This is a genomic window from Streptomyces sp. NPDC026659, from assembly GCF_040638245.1.
Taxonomy (GTDB): Bacteria; Actinomycetota; Actinomycetes; order Streptomycetales; family Streptomycetaceae; genus Streptomyces.
The window spans coordinates 414,187-430,827 of record NZ_JBEZXY010000006.1; the positions used below are offsets into that span (position 1 = coordinate 414,187).

At 72.6% G+C, this 16,641-nt stretch carries 10 protein-coding genes and 2 pseudogenes; 8 read left to right on the forward strand and 4 right to left on the reverse strand.

The window, feature by feature from the left end; all coding sequences use genetic code 11:
* The 6 genes from AB0E91_RS18285 to AB0E91_RS18310 all read left to right on the forward strand — a co-directional run bounded on the left by AB0E91_RS18285 (position 1) and on the right by AB0E91_RS18310 (position 10,781).
* Complete coding sequence (locus AB0E91_RS18285) at positions 1–1,125, forward strand: glycosyltransferase family 1 protein (protein ID WP_361782350.1); 1,125 nt, start codon at positions 1–3, stop codon at positions 1,123–1,125.
* Positions 1,122–2,357, forward strand: coding sequence for a glycosyltransferase (locus tag AB0E91_RS18290; protein WP_361782353.1), 1,236 nt, complete (start codon positions 1,122–1,124; stop codon positions 2,355–2,357). The genes AB0E91_RS18285 and AB0E91_RS18290 overlap by 4 nt, the downstream gene beginning before the upstream one ends.
* A complete protein-coding gene (locus AB0E91_RS18295) occupies positions 2,354–3,271 on the forward strand; it encodes an SGNH/GDSL hydrolase family protein (RefSeq protein WP_361782356.1) in 918 nt (305 codons plus the stop codon). Before AB0E91_RS18290 ends, AB0E91_RS18295 begins: the two co-directional genes overlap by 4 nt.
* Before the next feature lie 115 nt (positions 3,272–3,386).
* The gene (locus AB0E91_RS18300) at positions 3,387–4,913 is read left to right on the forward strand and encodes a hypothetical protein (RefSeq protein WP_361782359.1); all 1,527 of its coding nucleotides are present in this window, start codon (positions 3,387–3,389) and stop codon (positions 4,911–4,913) included.
* A 293-nt stretch (positions 4,914–5,206) separates the two neighbouring features.
* On the forward strand, positions 5,207–6,085 hold the full coding sequence (locus tag AB0E91_RS18305) for a hypothetical protein (protein WP_361782362.1): 879 nt from the start codon (positions 5,207–5,209) through the stop codon (positions 6,083–6,085).
* A 73-nt stretch (positions 6,086–6,158) separates the two neighbouring features.
* The gene (locus tag AB0E91_RS18310) at positions 6,159–10,781 is read left to right on the forward strand and encodes a hypothetical protein (RefSeq protein ID WP_361782365.1); all 4,623 of its coding nucleotides are present in this window, start codon (positions 6,159–6,161) and stop codon (positions 10,779–10,781) included.
* Between the two features lie 94 nt (positions 10,782–10,875).
* Here AB0E91_RS18310 and AB0E91_RS18315 read toward each other — a convergent pair.
* Positions 10,876–11,526 (reverse strand): annotated as a pseudogene (locus tag AB0E91_RS18315) (transposase); the annotation flags it as partial.
* Between the two features lie 24 nt (positions 11,527–11,550).
* A complete protein-coding gene (locus AB0E91_RS18320; protein ID WP_361782368.1) occupies positions 11,551–12,330 on the reverse strand; it encodes an aminoglycoside phosphotransferase family protein in 780 nt (259 codons plus the stop codon).
* A gap of 341 nt (positions 12,331–12,671) precedes the next feature.
* Here AB0E91_RS18320 and AB0E91_RS18325 point away from each other — a divergent pair, with 341 nt between their 5' ends.
* Positions 12,672–13,490, forward strand: coding sequence for an alpha/beta fold hydrolase (locus tag AB0E91_RS18325; RefSeq protein ID WP_361782371.1), 819 nt, complete (start codon positions 12,672–12,674; stop codon positions 13,488–13,490).
* A gap of 121 nt (positions 13,491–13,611) precedes the next feature.
* Here the strand turns inward: AB0E91_RS18325 and AB0E91_RS18330 are convergent, their stop codons facing one another.
* Positions 13,612–14,613 carry an alpha/beta hydrolase gene (locus tag AB0E91_RS18330; RefSeq protein ID WP_361782374.1) on the reverse strand — a complete coding sequence of 334 codons (1,002 nt, stop codon included), beginning with the start codon at positions 14,611–14,613 and terminating at the stop codon, positions 13,612–13,614.
* A gap of 107 nt (positions 14,614–14,720) precedes the next feature.
* On the opposite strand from AB0E91_RS18330, the pseudogene AB0E91_RS18335 reads away from it, so the two are divergent.
* Positions 14,721–14,924 (forward strand): annotated as a pseudogene (locus AB0E91_RS18335) (IS1380 family transposase); the annotation flags it as partial.
* A 152-nt stretch (positions 14,925–15,076) separates the two neighbouring features.
* On the opposite strand, the gene AB0E91_RS18340 reads toward AB0E91_RS18335, so the two are convergent.
* Positions 15,077–16,627, reverse strand: coding sequence for a GMC family oxidoreductase N-terminal domain-containing protein (locus AB0E91_RS18340; protein ID WP_361782377.1), 1,551 nt, complete (start codon positions 16,625–16,627; stop codon positions 15,077–15,079).
* Positions 16,628–16,641: the final 14 nt, after the last annotated feature.

The window sequence follows — 16,641 nt, forward strand, 5'->3', positions numbered from 1 at the left end:
ATGCGTGTCGTCATCGTGACCGAATCCTTTCCGCCCGATGTGAACGGCGTCGCCCACTGCGCCGTCCAGACCGCCCGGCATCTCGCCGAGCGCGGCCACGCCCCCCTCGTCGTCGCCCCCGCTCCCGCGCCCGGCACCCCGCTCGGCCCCGAGCCCTGCCCCGTCGTCCGCGTCCCCTCCCTGCCCCTGCCCGGCTACCCCCAGGTCCGCGTCGCGCTGCCCAGCAGACGCCTGGCGGCCGCGCTCACCGCGCACCGCGCCGACCTGGTCCACCTGGCCAGTCCCTTCGTCCTCGGCGTACGCGGCATGGCCGCCGCCGCCCGCCTCGGCATCCCCGCCGTCGCCGTCTACCAGACCGACCTCGCCGGGTACGCGCGGACGTACCTCGGTGCCGGTGAGGCGCCCGCCTGGCGGCGCATCCGCTCCGTCCACTCCGCCGCCGACCTCACCCTCGCCCCCTCCACCGCAGCCCTCGCCGACCTCGCCGCGCACGGCGTGCCCCGGCTGCGGCTGTGGCCCCGGGGCGTGGACACCGCACGCTTCCGCCCCGACCGGCGCGACGGGGCGCTGCGCCGCGAACTCGCGCCCAACGGCGAGCTGATCGTCGGCTACGTCGGCCGTCTCGCCCCCGAGAAGCGCGTCGACCTCCTCGCCGGGGTCTGCGGCCTGGACGGCGTACGGGTCGTCGTCGTGGGCGACGGACCCAGCCGCGCCCAGCTGGCCGGGGCGCTGCCCGGCGCGGTGTTCCTCGGGCGCCGCGAGGGCGGTGAACTCGCCCGGATCTTCGCCTCGCTGGACGTGTTCGCGCACACCGGCCCCTTCGAGACCTTCTGCCAGACCGTTCAGGAGGCCATGGCGAGCGGGGTGCCCGTGGTAGCGCCCGCCGTCGGCGGCCCGCTCGACCTCGTCGACCACGGCCGCACCGGACTCCTCGTCCCGCCGGACGACACCCCCGCCCTGCGCGACGCCGTACGCGCCCTCGCCGCCGATCCGGCGCTGCGGGCGGCCTACGGCGCCGCCGGACGGGCGGCGGTCGAACGGCGCACCTGGGCCGCCGTCGGAGACCGCCTCATCGCCCACTACACCGACGTCCTCGCGGCCCGCCGTACGGCGGTGGCGGCATGAGCGGCGGCACGATCGCCCGGCCGCTGCGCATCGTGCGGCTCGCCAACTTCGTCGCCCCGGCCTCCGGCGGCCTGCGCACTGCCCTGCGCGAACTGGGCCGGGGCTACCGCGTGGCGGGCCACGAACCCGTGCTGATCGTCCCCGGCGACCGGCACACCGACCGCGAGACCGAGCAGGGCCGCGTCATCACCCTCCCCGGGCCCCTGCTGCCCGGCACCGGCGGCTACCGCGTCCTGACCGGACAGGCCCGCGTGGCCGCCCTCCTGGAGGAGCTGGCCCCCGACCGCCTGGAGGTCTCCGACCGTACGACCCTGCGCTGGACCGGACGGTGGGCGCGACGCGCCCGGGTGCCGGCCGTCATGGTCTCGCACGAGACTGCCGACGGCGTGCTGCGCACCTGGGGCGTGCCCGAGCAGTTGTCCCGGCGGGCCGCCGACGCCCTCAACACCCGCACCGCGCACGTCTACGCGCGCGTGGTGTGTACCACCGAGTTCGCCGCGCGCGAGTTCCTGCGCGTCGGAGCGCGCAACGTCGTACGCGCTCCGCTGGGCGTCGACCTGACGGAACGGCACCCCGCGCTCCGGCACACCGGTCCGCGCGCGGCGTACGCGCGCGGGGGCGAGACGCTGCTCCTGCTGTGCTCGCGGCTGTCCGTGGAGAAGCGGCCGAGCACCGCGCTCGACGCCCTGGAGGTGCTCCTGCGGCGCGGGCGGCGGGCGGTGCTGGTGGTGGCGGGAGACGGGCCGCTGCGGGCCCGCCTCGAAGCACGCGCGCGGGAACGCGGTCTTCCGGTCCTCTTCGCGGGCCACATCGGCGACCGGGCCGCCCTCGGCGCGCTCCAGGCGGCCGTCGACGTGTGCCTGGCACCCGGCCCGGCCGAGACCTTCGGCCTGTCCGCGCTGGAGGCCATGGCGTGCGGGACGCCCGTCGCGGTGAGCGCGTCGTCCGCGCTGCCCGAGGTGGTCGGGTCGGCGGGCGCCGTCGCGGCCGACCACGGCGTGGGGTTCGCCGACGCCGTGGAGACGCTGCTCGCCCGGCCGGAGCGGGTGCGGCGGGAGGCGGCACGCGCGCGTGCCGAGTGCTTCGGGTGGGGAGCGGCCGTGGAGGCGTTCCTGGCCGCTCATGACGCACCGGTGCTCGGGGGCGGCGGCGGAACGGCTCGGGCGGACGTGGGGGAGGGCGTGGCACGGGAACGTGGCGTGGCGCGGGAGCGCGAGGAGGGGGCCGTATGAGAACCCTGCGCTACGTGGCCCTCGGCGACTCGCTCACCGAGGGCGTGGGCGACCCCGCTCCCGGCGGGCCGCGCGGCTGGGCCGCTCTGCTGGCGGAAGGGCTCAGGGAGGACCCCGGGCGGGTGGAGTTCGCCAACCTCGCCGTCAGCGGGGCCCGCGTCCGCGACGTGCTGCACCGGCAGACCCCGGCAGGACTCGCACTCCGCCCCGACCTGGTGTCCGTGGCGGTCGGCGTCAACGACACGCTGCGCGGCTCCTTCGACATCCGTGAGGTGGCCGACGGGCTCGACCGGGTCTACGCCGCCTTCACCGGGCAGGGCGCCACCCTCCTCACCCTCTGCCTGCCCGACCCCGGCGCGCTCCTCGGCCTGCCCGCCGCCCTCGCCCGCCCGCTGGCACGGCGCCAGCGGTCCGTCAACGCGGTGACACACGCGCTGTCCGACCGGTACGGCGCGGTCCATCTGCACGCGCACGAGGGGGCCTGGCTCACCGACCCCGCCCTGTGGAGCGCGGACCGGCTGCACCCCGGCGAACGCGGGCACCGGCACCTCGCCGCCCGCTGCCACGCCGTACTCGCCCGCGCGGGCCTCGCCACCGGGGCCCCACCGTCCCCCGACCCCGGACACCCCGCCCCGACTCGCGCCGCCCGCCTGTGGTGGCTGGCCACCGCGGGTACCGGCTGGGTGGCCCGGCGCTCCACCGACCTGCTGCCCGGACTGCTCCGCCTGGCCGTCGAGGAGGTACGCCACGGCACGGGGGCGGAACTGGACGCGCGCGCGTCGGCGGAGACGGCGGGGGCGCTGGCCGCGCCGGCGCCGCCGCGACCGGTGTCCACCACCCGCCCCGGCATCCGGCGCGTGCCGGTGGCGCGGCCCTCCGACACGGTTCACCCGACCCGGTCCCCGGCGCCATGACCCCTCGTACGACCGGCTCTTGGGCGCCCCGGGCGGGTGGTCTCGCGCCGCTGTGACGTCCGTCGCTTCTGCGCCGTTTGGGTTGTTGTCAGATCGAGGACCTAATCTGTGCACCGTGACTTCGCCTGCAACGACGGACAGCGTTCCGCCCCAGCTCAGCGCGGCGCCGCGCCCGGCGCCGGGCCCTGCCGCCGACGAGGGCCTGGCGCGGCGGCTGCGCGCGCTCGCCTGCACCGCGCCGCTGCACGACCTGGACGCGCGCAAGGCCAACCTGGCCGGCGAGTACTCGGTGTACGGCATGGCCGAGGTGGCCCTCGCCGCCATCGACCTGGTCACGCTCAACATGGACTTCGACACGGGCGCCGACCACGACCAGATAGTGGCCCGGCTCGTCCCGCGCATCGCCGCCCAAGCCCCGCACCGCCCCGCCCCCGAGCACGAGCGCGTGGCCCGCTGGGTCCTGGAGAACCTGATCAACGTCGGCAGCGCCGACCGGGGCTTCCGCGCGGTCTACGGCACCTTCGCGGCGGACGGCAGCTATGTGCGCCGCGACTACGACTTCAAGCTGATCGAAGAGGTCCCGGGCCCCGGCGGCACCGTCTACCTGCGCACCACCGACGAGGCGGTCAACGTCCTCGTCGGCGCCCTGGACACCGACGTCACCAGCGCCCAGATCGCCGCCGAGGTCAAGCTGGAGGTGCTGATCAGCCGGGGCCGTCTCGCCGACGCCCAGCTCGCCGCCGAGCAGGCCCGCTACCGCACCGTGCAGTACTCCGAGACGCTGCGCCGCGCCCTGGAGGCCACCCGGCGCAACGTCCGAGCGGTCGACTGGCTCAACTCCGTGCCCGACATGATCGCCGAGGCCCTGGACCACGTGGCCGAGCGCTACCGCCACGAGAACGCGATCCTCACCAACATCCGCAAGGCCCGCGACGAGACCGAGGAGCCCGAGCACAAGCGGCGCGCCGCCGAGCTGGTCGACATCGTCAAGGACTGCATCCGCCGCCACACCCAGCTCCAGTCCCGCCTCCTGGAGGCGGGCCCGCTCTTCCGCGCCGAACAGGACCGGCAGGCGTTCGCCACGCCTACGGCTTCCGCCGGCATCGACCTGTACGGGCATCTTGTCGCGCCGGTGCTGCCGTTGCCCGTGGAGCAGGCGATCCGGGTCACCGATGCGTTCTTCGCTCGTGGGACGGGGTTGCGTACGCCGGTGTCCGTGCGGGTTGCCGACCTCGTGGACATTCTGCTCACGCCGCCTGTCGAGCGGGAGCATCTCGGGGCGGAGATGCCGGAGCCGGATCTTATCGAGACGCCCAACGACAGCCGGTTCAGCGAGGAGCAGTTGGGGGCGGCCATGGAGTTGCTCTCGCTGCCGCCGGACGCTCCGCGGCGGTTGTCGGGGCTGCTTGCGGACGCGCGTCGGCAGGATCCCGAACTTCCTTATCTGGTCGCACTGTTGGCTGTTCACGCGGCGAGTCCTCCGGTGGGTACGGCTTATCGGCAGGGCGAGGAGAAGCTGCTGTTCGCCGTGGACGACGGGACGGAGCTGGAGGACCCGGAGTTCGGTGGGGCGGATCTCATTGTCGGGACGGCCCTGTTGGACGCGGCCGGGATGGCTGCGGATCGGACGGAGGGGGCGTGATGGTTCTGCCTGTGGGCGTCTTTCGGTCCGTTGTGGCCGGTCGCGCAGTTCCCCGCGCCCCTAGGGCCTGTCTTTCGGATCAGCCCGAGTCGCGGGGGCTGGCACGCACATCTGCGGCGTTGTCGTCGGTCGCCGACGCTCCGCGTCGACTCCCTCCTCCGCCTTGCAGCTGCACGCACCAGCCCCCGCTCGGGTCGGCCGAAAAGCTCGCTCGGCTGGAGCGGCCTGATCCGAAAGACAGGCCCTAGGTGGGTTGCACTTTCCCCTCGTTTCAAGCACAAGGAGTCGCAGTCGTGAGCGAGTACGTCGAGTGGAGTGACGCCGAGGCCCCGGCGCCGCCGGTGAGCAGTGCCGTCACCCCCGCCGACGCCGCCGACGCGGCGCGGCTCGTCGCCTTCGGGTTGCAGCCCAAGCTGCAGCCCGCGCGGGACCAGGAGTACACGAATCTGCTGCGCCGGTATCGCGAGGACCCGCCGTTCGCGCGGCTCGCGGATGCCGTGGCCAGTGGGCTCGGGCTGGTCGTCCTCGAGGTGTCCCCGCGCGCGGGGATGGCGGTGACGGCGGCCGAGGACTCGGTGTTCGCGGTGCGGATGGGCGACTACGCGCGCCGGACCGCCGCCGACTCCGGGGACCGTTTCCTGCACGGCCTGGCGCATCTCTCCGTGGCCGCGCTGGCGTTCCCCCGGCCGGAGGACCTGGCCGACGACTCGTACATCGGGCGGGTGACCGTCAACGGCGTGGACGCCTTCGTACGGCAGGCGTGCCGTCGCCTGGAGGAGCGGGCGCAGGAGGAGGGCGAGAACACCGACCCGGCGACCGACGCGCCCGGCCTGGAGGCCGCCTGGCGGATCTGGGCGCGGCGCAGCGTCACCGGTGCCACCAAGGACGCCCGGCGTCCGGCCTCCTCGACCACCGGTATCGTCGCCAAGGCGCTCGGGTTCCTCACCGACTCCGGATTCCTCCAGCGCACCGGGGACGAGGGCGGCGGCACCTACCGCACCACGGCCCGCTATCAGCTCCAGGTGCGTGACATGGCGGGCACCGCGGCCCTCGCCGAGCTGCTTGAGCTGGGCATAGTCCCGGACACCGGCGCCTCCGCGAGCCTGCTGCCCGCCGAGGAGAGCGACGACCTGGACCTGGTCGCCGACGCCGGGCTGCCGTTCCACTCCTGACGGCACGGGGCCCCAGCCGTCCCCCTCCACGCACCACCGCACCCTGTTCGAAGCCTTACGACGAGAGTCCGCCATGTACGAGCTGTCCCGCGTCCGCCTCTACTCCATCGGGCCCGCCGGCGCGCGCTACGCCGACACCGTGCTCGACATGCGCGGCGTGGGCGCGCCCGTGCCCGACCCGGCGCCCACCCAGGCGGAGTTCTTCGAGGAGGAGCCGGTCGGGCCGCCGCGCCGTCCCGCGCCCGCGGGCGTGCTGTTCCTGGAGAACGGCGGCGGCAAGTCCGTCCTGCTGAAGCTGATCTTCTCGGTGATGCTGCCGGGCCACCGCAACACCCTCGGCGGCGCCAGCTCAGGCGTGCTGCGCAAGTTCCTGCTCGCCGACGACTGCGGCCATGTCGCCCTGGAGTGGCAGCACGTGCTGACCGGCGAGTGCGTGGTCGTCGGCAAGGCCAGCGAGTGGCGCGGCCGCCAGGTGTCCAACGACCCGCGCAAGTTCGCGGAGGCGTGGTACTCGTTCCGGCCCGGGCCCGGACTCAGCCTGGACAACCTCCCGGTCGCCGAGGCCACCGCCGTACGCCCGCCCGTCGAGGGCGCTTCCGGCGCGCGGGGCCGTCGCCGCACCATGAAGGGCTTCCGCGACGCCCTCACCGAGTCCGGCAAGAACTACCCGCACCTGGAGGTGCACTGGGAGGAGATCCACGAGCGCTGGACCGAGCACCTTGGCGAACTGGGCCTCGACCCCGAACTCTTCCGCTACCAGCGGGAGATGAACGCCGACGAGGGCGAGGCCGCCGGTCTCTTCGCGGTCAAGAAGGACTCCGACTTCACCGACCTGCTGCTGCGCGCCGTCACCGACACCCGGGACACCGACGGCCTCGCGGACCTGGTCAGCGGCTTCGGAAACAAGCTGGGCCGCCGCGCCGAACTCATCGCGGAACGCGACTTCACTGCGGGCTCCGTCGATCTGCTGGGCCGCATCGTGGAGTCCGCCGACGCCCGCGCCCGCGCCCGGGAGATCCACACGGGCGCCGAGCGCCGTACCCGCACCCTGGCGCGCAGGCTCTCCGCGCGCGCCGTGCGTGAGCGCGTCCGCGCCGCCGACCTCGCCCAGCGGGTCACGGCCGCCGCCTACACCGTCACCCACTCCGAGGGCGCCCGCGAGCGCAGCTCCCTCGTCGCCGCCGAACTCGCCTACCGGCACGCCTCATTGGCGCTCGCCGCCGCCGAGAAGGCCGCCGCCGCGCAGAAGCGCGAACTGGCCGACGCCCGCACCCTGTACTCCGCCTGGCAGGCCGCCGAGGCCGTGCTGCGCCACCGCGCCGCCGCCGACCGCGTCGCGCGCGTGTCCGCCGCGATCCAGGAGGCCGAACGCGACGCGGCCCCCGCGCTCGCCGCCCGCGCCAAGGCCGCCGTCGACCTCGTACGCGCCCTGCACGCCGCCGCCGAGCGCGCCGAGAGCCTCGCCAACGAGGAGGAGGAGCGCTCCGCCGCCCTCCAGGAGGTCGGTGACGGCGCCTACCGCGACTCCACCACCGCCGCCACCGAGGCACAGCGCGCCCGCAGCGAGGCCGGACACCTGCGCCAGCGCCTCGAAGAGGTCGAGCAGGAGACGGCCGAGGCCGTCCGCGCGGGCTGGCTGGACGACAGCGCCCCCGACGCCGACCCGGCCCGTGCCGCGCTCGCCGCGAGCGACGCCGAGAAGACCACCGTCGCCGCCTGGGACGAGGCCCGCGAGGCCGCCCGCGCGGCCGTCGAACGCGCCCGCGAGGCCGCCGCCGTCGAGTCCCGCGCCGAACTGACCGCCGCCCGCGCCGCCGACGCCGCGACCGCCGCCGACCGCACCCACCAGGCCGAACGCCGTCTGGCCGAGGCCCTGGCCGCCGAGGACCGCCTCACGGAACTACTCGGCCTGCCCACCGCCCGCGCCGCCGTACCCGCGCAGCGCGACAGCGCCGAGGACCCCCGCGACGACAGCGAGGGCCCGCTCGCCGTCGACGAACTCGACCGCTACGCCGACGAGTTGAAGTCCCTCCTCGCCGACGCCGTCTCCGCCGCCGAACGCAGCCTGTTCGAGCTGCGCACCGCCGCCGCCGACGACACCCGCATCCTCGCCGCCCTCGGCGACGGCGGCCTGCTGCCGCCAGGACCCGACGTGCTCGCCACCGTGGAGTTCCTCGGCGAGCACGGCATCCCGGCGCTGCCCGGCTGGCGCTACCTCGCCCAGTCCGTCGACCCCGCCGACCACGCGCGCGTGCTCGCCACCCGCCCCGAACTGGTCGACGGCGTCATCATCACCGACCCCGACACCCACGCCCGCGCCCGCGAGGCCCTCGGCGACGCCGCGCTGCTGCCGCGCTCCGCCGTCGCCGTCGGCACCGCCGCCGCGCTGCTCGCGCCCGCCCCGGCCGCAGACGCGACGTCCGGCGACGTGTTCCTGGTCCCGCCGAACCCGGCCATGCACGACGAGTTCGCCGCCGACGAGGAGCGCCAGGCCCTGCGCACCCGCGCCGCCGCCCGCGACGAGGAGATCCGGACCCTCGCCGCCCGCCTCGGCAAGGACCGCGAACTCGCCGCCCGCCTCTCTTCCTGGCGCACCGGCTGCCCCGCCGGACGCCTCACCGAACTCGCCGAAACCGCCGCCGAGGCCCGCGCTTTCGCCGACGAGACCGAGGCCGAACTCGCCGAGGCCCGCGCCCTGCGCGCCGAAACCGACGAGAACGCCGCCGAGGCCGTACAGCTCCGCGACGAGCGACAGGAGGCCGCCCAGCGCGCCCGCCGCGCCGCCGACGCCCTCGCCGGACTCGCCCACCGGCTGCGCGAGCGCGCCGGATGGCAGCTCAAGCTGCGCGAACTGGCCGACGAGGCAGCCGAGTCCGAGGCCCGCACCCAGTCCTGCCTGGAACGCGCCCGCGCCGCCGACGAGGACCGCCGCGCCGCCCAGCGCGCCGCCGACGACGCCCGCCGTACCGCGCGCGCCCTGCGCGCCGAGCGCGCCGAGATCGCCGGAGCCCCCGACGACGTACCCGAGGACACCGACGGCGCCCCCGAGGCATCGCTGCCCGCGCTGCGCGAGTCGTACCGGGCCGCCTCCCAGGTGTACGAGAAGGTCGGCGTCGGCGCCGACCTGCGCGCCGAGCAGGCCCGCGCCGAGAGCGACGAGAGCGGCGCCCGTACCGAACTCGACCGGCTCAGCAACAAGGTCCGCACCCGCGCCGAACAGCTCCTGACCTCCCCGGACGGCTCCGACGGCCCGTCCCGGCAGGCCGCCGCCGCCCGCGCCGAGGAACTGGTCCAGCTTCTGGAGACCCGCATGTCGACCGCGAGCGAACAGCTCGGCCGGCTGCGCGGCGAGGCCGAGCGGCACGCCCCCGAGGACGGCGACGCCCACACCGAACTGCCCGAGGAACTCCTCCCGCGCGACGCCGAGCACGCCCAGGCCCTGCTGCGCACCGCGACGGCCGAACTCGCCTCCCGCGTCGAGGCGTTGACCGAGGCCCGCGACGCCCACGCCGAACTCCTCCAGGCCCACCGGGCCGCCGAGGACGGTGCCGCCGGGTTCGACGAGATCGCCGCGATGCTCCGCGACCTGCTGCGCGAGCAGACCACCCCCGAGGACGAGCCGGACAACCCCGAGCCCTACCCCGGTACCCTGGACGAGGCCCGTCAGGCGGCCGCCGAGTCCCGCCGCTCCCTGCGAGGCTGCTCCGCCGACCTCTCCGCCGCCGACGCCGCCGTCCGCGAGGCGAGCGACATCCTGGTCCGGCACGCCAACTCCACCCGCTACGAGCAGGTCCGCACCCCGGCCCGGCAGCAGATCCGCGAGCTGCCCGCCGCCGCCCTGCCCGAGCACGCCCAGAAGTGGGCCGACGCCTTCGCGCCCCGGCTGCGCGTCCTCACCGACGAACTCGCCCAGCTGGAACGCAACCGCGACTCCATCGTGGACCGTCTGCGCGGCCTCGTGGAGACCTCCCTCGCCACGCTCCGCTCCGCCCAGCGGCTCTCCCGCCTGCCCGAGGGCTTGGGCGAGTGGTCGGGCCAGGAATTCCTGCGCATCCGCTTCGAGGAGCCGGACCAGGCGACCCTGACCGAACGCCTCGGCGAGGTCATCGACGAGGCCACCCGCGCCGCCGTCAAGAAGAACTCCGACCTGCGCCGCGACGGCATGTCCCTCCTCCTGCGCGGCGTCGCCGCCGCCCTCCAGCCGAAGGGCATCGCCGTCGAGATCCTCAAGCCCGACGCCGTACTGCGCGCCGAACGCGTTCCCGTCGGCCAGATGGGCGACGTCTTCTCCGGCGGCCAGCTCCTCACCGCCGCCATCGCCCTCTACTGCACGATGGCCGCCCTCCGCTCCAACGACCGCGGCCGCGACAAGCACCGGCACGCGGGCACGCTGTTCCTGGACAACCCGATCGGCCGCGCCAACGCGACGTATCTGCTGGAGCTTCAGCGGGCGGTGTCGGACGCGCTGGGCGTGCAGCTCCTCTACACCACGGGTCTCTTCGACACCACGGCGCTGGCGGAGTTCCCCCTGGTCATCCGACTGCGGAACGACGCCGACCTCCGAGCCGGGCTGAAGTACATCAGCGTGGAGGAGCACCTTCGGCCTGGGCTGCCGCAGCCGCCGCAGGCGGGGGAGGCGCACAGTGAGATCACGGCGACCAGGATGTTCAAGCGGCCGGCGAGTGTGAATTCCTGAGGTTTGTGGGGAGCTGCGGGCTGTCTTGGGCTAAGGCTTGTCCCGCAATGATCATCGAGTCGAGTCAGGTGGGCGACTGCTGAGATCCGCTTGCTCAACCGGCGAGGTTGAGGTTGTGCAGGCGTGCGATGCCGAGCATGGCGTGGTGGAGCCCGTCGCCCTTGCGGCGGCAGTCGCGGAGGATCTTCCATGTCTTCATGTGGGCGAAGGTGTGCTCGACGCGGGCGCGGACCTGTTTATGGGAACGGTTGTGAGCCTGCTTCCACTCGGGCAACTCCTCACCTGGGGTGCGCCGGTGGGGCGTGACGAGCCCGGTGCCCGGATAGCCGCCGTCGGCAATCGTCATCGTTCTCCCGACCGTGGCCTTGGCGCCAGATTGCTCCCACACCTTGTAGCCGTGGCGGTTACCCGGCATGGGTCGGCCGATCATGACGACCCTGCGAGTGTCGGCGTCGATGACGACCTGGTGGGTCGTGGAGTAGCGGTAGTTCTTCGACTGCTCAGCTACCGCGTAGTCACGGGTGGGCACGAGGGTGCCATCCACGATCAGTACGGTCCCCTTCGCGAACCGCTGCCTCGGCTGGAGCGCGAGCTTGGGCCCGAGATGGTGGATGATCCGGTCGGCGGCGGACTTCGAGACGCCAAAGAGTAGAGCGAGTTGGCGCAGCGTCAAGTTCGTTCGCCAGTAGGCCGCGACCAGCAGCACCCGGTCTTCCAGCGGCAGGCTCCAGGGCCGTCCGCGCCGTGGCCTCCGGGCCGGAGGCGGTTGTCACTTGTGCCCAGTGTCCAAGAGTGCCTGACTCTCCGAGCGGACCCAGCACTGCTCGGCCAACATCTCAGCCGCGTCACCACGGTCGAGGAAGGTCGCCCATGGCTCGGTGCCCTGTCTGCCGAGGCGTTCGATGCGCGCGGCCTCGCGGGACTGGAGGGCATCCAGCGCCTCGATCACAGTTCCAGGCTGTTCCCCGTAAGCGGTACACAGCGTATGAAGGCGGGTCCGCAGGGTACTGGCACCAGTGACCGATGCTCGCCGCTGCTGTTCCATGGGCCGCAGTGGGACGGCGTACCAGGCGAGTTGAGCCAGGTCGTCAATGGCATGCCCAGGTGCTGCGAAGTCCCAGTCGATGAAGCCGATGAGCTGGCCATCGTCCCAGATCGAGTTCCACGGTCCGAGGTCTCCGTGCCGGATCACCATGCCTGACTGCCACGCTTCTTCCTGGCCCTGCCACTGGGCATCGGCCGGCGGCCGGAAGGTCCGGATGGCATCGTGGTATTCCCGCAGCCAGCGGCCCAACTCAGCAACTCCGCGCAAGGAGCACAACGCTTCCGGCCAGGGCGTGAACGCGGGCTCGCCAAAGAGCATCGAAAGCACCTCGTCGGTGCCGTCGATGCCCAACGCACGGGGAGCCCGGCTGAATCCCACCGCTTCCAGGTGGCTCAGGAGGGCGTGTACGGCAGGTGTCCACGCGCCCGTCGGCCTTCGGATCGTCGCGCCGATCCGTCGCACTGTCGTGACACTGCCGCGGTCTGTGGAACCGTCCTCAATCACTTGGCCAGCATAGTCCGGCTGCCTCAGCAAGCGCCTTGAATATCAGCGCGCCGGACCTGCGTCTCACGTCCGGCTGACAACAGATGCGGCTGTGACGCCAGTTATGGGACAGCCCTTAGTCGCTGGGTTCCCCGCGCGCCCAGCGGCTGCGAACTTCCAGATCATTTCCACCCTTCACATGATCGGTGGAACCGACTGAATTTATCAACCATTCTTTAAGACGCCACCGATCGGATAGGGGCTGGCTCTTGAACTGAGGGCTTTGTTCCTTACGGTGCCGCATCGCTTCAACAAGCAGTGATGCTCTGTTGTAGCGCGTCCCCGATCACTACGCTGCCCCTGTGGCGACTGACAGCGTGACGGTACGGACCCTTGACGGCCTGCATCTTGCGGGCACCCTCGAACGTCCCCAAGTGCCGACGCAGCGCGCCGTGATCCTGGTGCATGGCGGCGGGGTCACTCGTGAGGAAGGCGGCTTCTTCACCCGGCTCGCAACAGGTCTTGCAGAGGCAGGCATTGCCAGCTTGCGCTTCGACCTCCGGGCGCACGGCCAGAGCGAAGGCCGGCAGGAAGAGCTGACGCTCTCCATGATCCTCAACGACATCCGCGTCATGTTGGCGTACCTGCGGCAGGAAACGGGAGTCCACCAACTCACCCTCCTCGGAGCGAGCTTCGGCGGCGGTATCTGCGCTTACTACGCGGCCAAGCGTCCGGAAGAAATCTCGCGGCTGGTGCTGTTCAATCCGCAGCTCGACTACAAACGCCGGACTGTCGACAGCCGGGACTACTGGGCAGACGACGTCATCAGCGATGAGGCAGCCGCGGAACTCACCGAGCACGGAGCCATTCAGTTCACGCCAACGCTCCGCCACGGCCGCCCCATGCTCAATGAGGTGTTCTGGCTCAAGCCGCACGAAGCGCTCGGCGAAGTGAAGGCACCCACCCTCATCGTCCACGGCACCGCTGACACGCTGGTGCCGTTCGAGTCGTCCCGCGATGCTCTACGGCACTTCACAGCTCCGGTGCAACTCGTCCCCGTCGAGGGTTCGCAGCACGGCTTTGCCGTCCATGACGATCCCCAGTACCGAGAGCCCAAAAGTCAGGAATACCAAGCGTTCGTCATTCGTACGGTGGCCGACTGGCTCAGCCAGCCTGATTGAGCACGGTGCTCGGGGTTTGACGGAGCCGGGATGCTGGACATTTATTGGTCCAGAACCTTGGAGGGCTCCGTGTCGCCGGTACGTTGTCCATCCCGCGACCGACTACCGCCCGAGGAGACTGTCAGTTGGTGGCGAGAAGGTGCTCCAGCCAGTTGCGGCGTGCCGCGACAGCGGCCTTGCTGATCCGCGCCTCGGGGGCTTTCCGGTCGAAACCGTGGATTCCGCCGGGCCACACGTGCAGTTCGGCTTCGCCGCCGGCCTGCCAGATCCGGTCGGCGTAGGCGACGACCTCATCGCGCAGGCACTCGGCGGAGCCGACGTCGAGGAATGTGGGCGGCAGGCCGGCCAGGTCGGTGGCGCGGGCGGGCGCAGCGTACTGCGGCACGTCAGCTCCGCCCTGGACGTCGCCGAGCAGTGAGTTCCAGGCGAACGTGTTGCGGCTGCGGTCGAAGAGTTCGACGTCGTCCATCTGCAGGGCCGAGACGCTGTCGTTGCGGTCGTCGAGCAGCGGGGCGATCAGCAGCTGGCCGAGCAGGCGGGGACCGCCCTTGTCGCGCACGGCCAAAGCGAGCGCGGCGCTGAGGGTGCCGCCGGCGCTGAAGCCCGTGACGACGATGCGCTCCGAGTCGATGCCGAGCTCGTCCGCGTGGTCGGCGACCCACAGCAGACCGGCGTAAGCGTCGTTGATCTGGGCGGGGTAGGGATGTTCGGGCGCGAGCCGGTAGCCGACCGAGATCAGAGTGGCCCCGAACCGCTCGGCCGTCTCGAGTATCTGGTCGAGCCCGGTGCGGTGATCGCCACCGTAGAAGCCGCCGCCGTGCATGAAGTAGAGCGCCGGCCGCGATGCGGGCGCGCCGGAGGGTGTGCACACCAGCAGTGGGATCTCGGGGGCGCCGTCCAGGCCGGGCACCGAAGGCTGGAAGACGGTGAAGCGCCCGCCATGGCTGAGGTCCCCGAACGCCGCCACTGCGGCGTCGGCCTCCGCGCGGATCACCGACAGCTTCTCGAGGCTCATCGGCGCCAAGTCCGGTTCCTCCGCCAGGTAGGCGTCATAAGCGACCTGGAGTTCGGCATCGAGAGGAACGGGAACGGCGGGCACGGTCTTTCCAGGTTCAAGATCCATGCGCGCACGCTAGCGCCCCTGCTCTTTTCGCATCATCCGGTTTTTAACACCTGGTCGATCGCGTAGCAGGGCCGGGCGGATCAGCGGCGTGGGTCAGACGTGGGCCCGACCACATCACCGTCCTGGACCACGCGCTTGCCCAGATCCCCGACGACCGTCGGTATGGGGCGCCGATTCTGGTCCGCACCGACACCGCCGGCTGCACCAAAGCGTTCCTGGCACACATCAGGGCACTGCGCGCCGACGGGGTGGACGCCCGGTTCTCCGTCGGCGCCCCCATCGACGCCGAGGTCCGTGACGCCATCAGCGCGCTGCCGCCCTCCGCATGGCCGGCCGCGATTGACCCCGCTGCCCCGTCCGGTCATCTGCCGACCAGCCGCTTCACGATGCCGGCCGACCACGACCCCGAGGACCCCTGGCCGCAACGCCCAGAGGCTTGACGAAAGACTGGGGCCAGGTGAGTTCAGGCGTCCTCTCTCAAGAGGTCCGCGCACTTCTCGCCTATCACCATCGTCGTGATGCACGGGTTCACCGAGATCAGATCCGGCATCACCGACCCGTCGGCCACTCGCAACCCCGCGATCCCCTTGACCCGCAGCCGTGGGTCGAGGGGAGCCGCCGGGTCATCCGCCGCTCCCATACGGACCGTGCAGGACGGGTGATACACCGTGTTGTGCGTCCGGCGGATGTACTCCAGCAGCTCGTCGTCCGTCCGCACATCGGGGCCCGGCGCCAGCTCCGCCCCCGCCCACCCCGCCAGCGCGGGCTGCTCAGCGATTCGCCGGGCGAGCCGCAGCCCGTACGTCATCACCCGCACGTCGTGCTCGTCGGTGAAGTAGCGCGGGTCGACCAGCGGCTTGTCGCGGAAGTCGGGGGTGCGCAGCCGTACCGTCCCGCGTGAGCGTGACCGGGTCACGTTGGGGGTCAGGCAGAACGCGTTCTCCGAGGTGGGGTAGCCCCAGCGGACCGTGTTCATGTCGAAGGGGACCGAGCCGTAGTGGAACATCAAGTCGGGGCGGTCCAGGCCGGGTTCCGTGTCGTAGAAGATGCCTGCTTCCCACCACTGGGTGGAGGTGGTGGGCATCGGTCGGCGGGCCTCCCACATGATGACGCCCTCGGGGTGGTCCTGGAGGTTGGCGCCGACGCCGGGGGCGTTCACGGCCACCTCGATGCCGACCTCGCGGAGATGGGTGGCCGGGCCGATGCCGGAGAGCATCAGCAGCTTCGGGGAGTCAATGGAGCCGCAGGAGACGATCACCTCGCGCCGGGCCCGTACCGTGCGGGTGTGGAGGAGGTCGGGGTCCAGGTACTCCGCGCCCACGCAGCGCCGCCCCTCCAGGAGCAGCCGCCTGGCCCGTACCCCCGTGCGCACCTCCAGGTTGGGCCGCTTGCCGAGCACCGGGTGGAGGTAGGCCACGGAGGAGGACTGGCGGACGTTGTCCTCGTCGGCGTTGATCTGGAACCAGTTGGCTCCGCGCACCACCGTGCGGCCCGAGTTGAACGGCACCGTCGGAATCCCCGCCTGCGCGCACGCCTTCAGCAGGGCCGCGCCGCACGGGTCCGCGCCCTTGACCGTGTGCAGCCGCACCGGACCGCCGCGGCCATGGTGCTCGCCGGGCGCGTCGTTGTCCTCCACGCGCCGGTACAACGGGAACAGGTCGGCCGCACCCCAGCCCGTACAGCCCCGGGCCGCCCAGTCGTCCAGGTCCTCGGCCGGGGCCCAGAAGGCGATGCAGGAGTTGTGCGAGGAGCAGCCGCCGAGCACCCTGGCCCGGGCGTGCCGCAGGAAACTGTTGCCGTTCTCCTGTGGCTCGATGGGATAGTCCCAGTCGTAGCCGGACTCCAGCAGGCCCATCCAGCGCTCCAGTCGGAGCACGTCGTCCACGCCCTCGTCGCTCGGGCCCGCCTCCAGCACGCACACGGTGACGGCCGGGTCCTCCGACAGCCGCGCGGCGACGACATTGCCCGCCGTGCCGCCGCCGACCACCACGTAGTCGAACGTGTCGCTTCCCATCGCAACCACCCTCC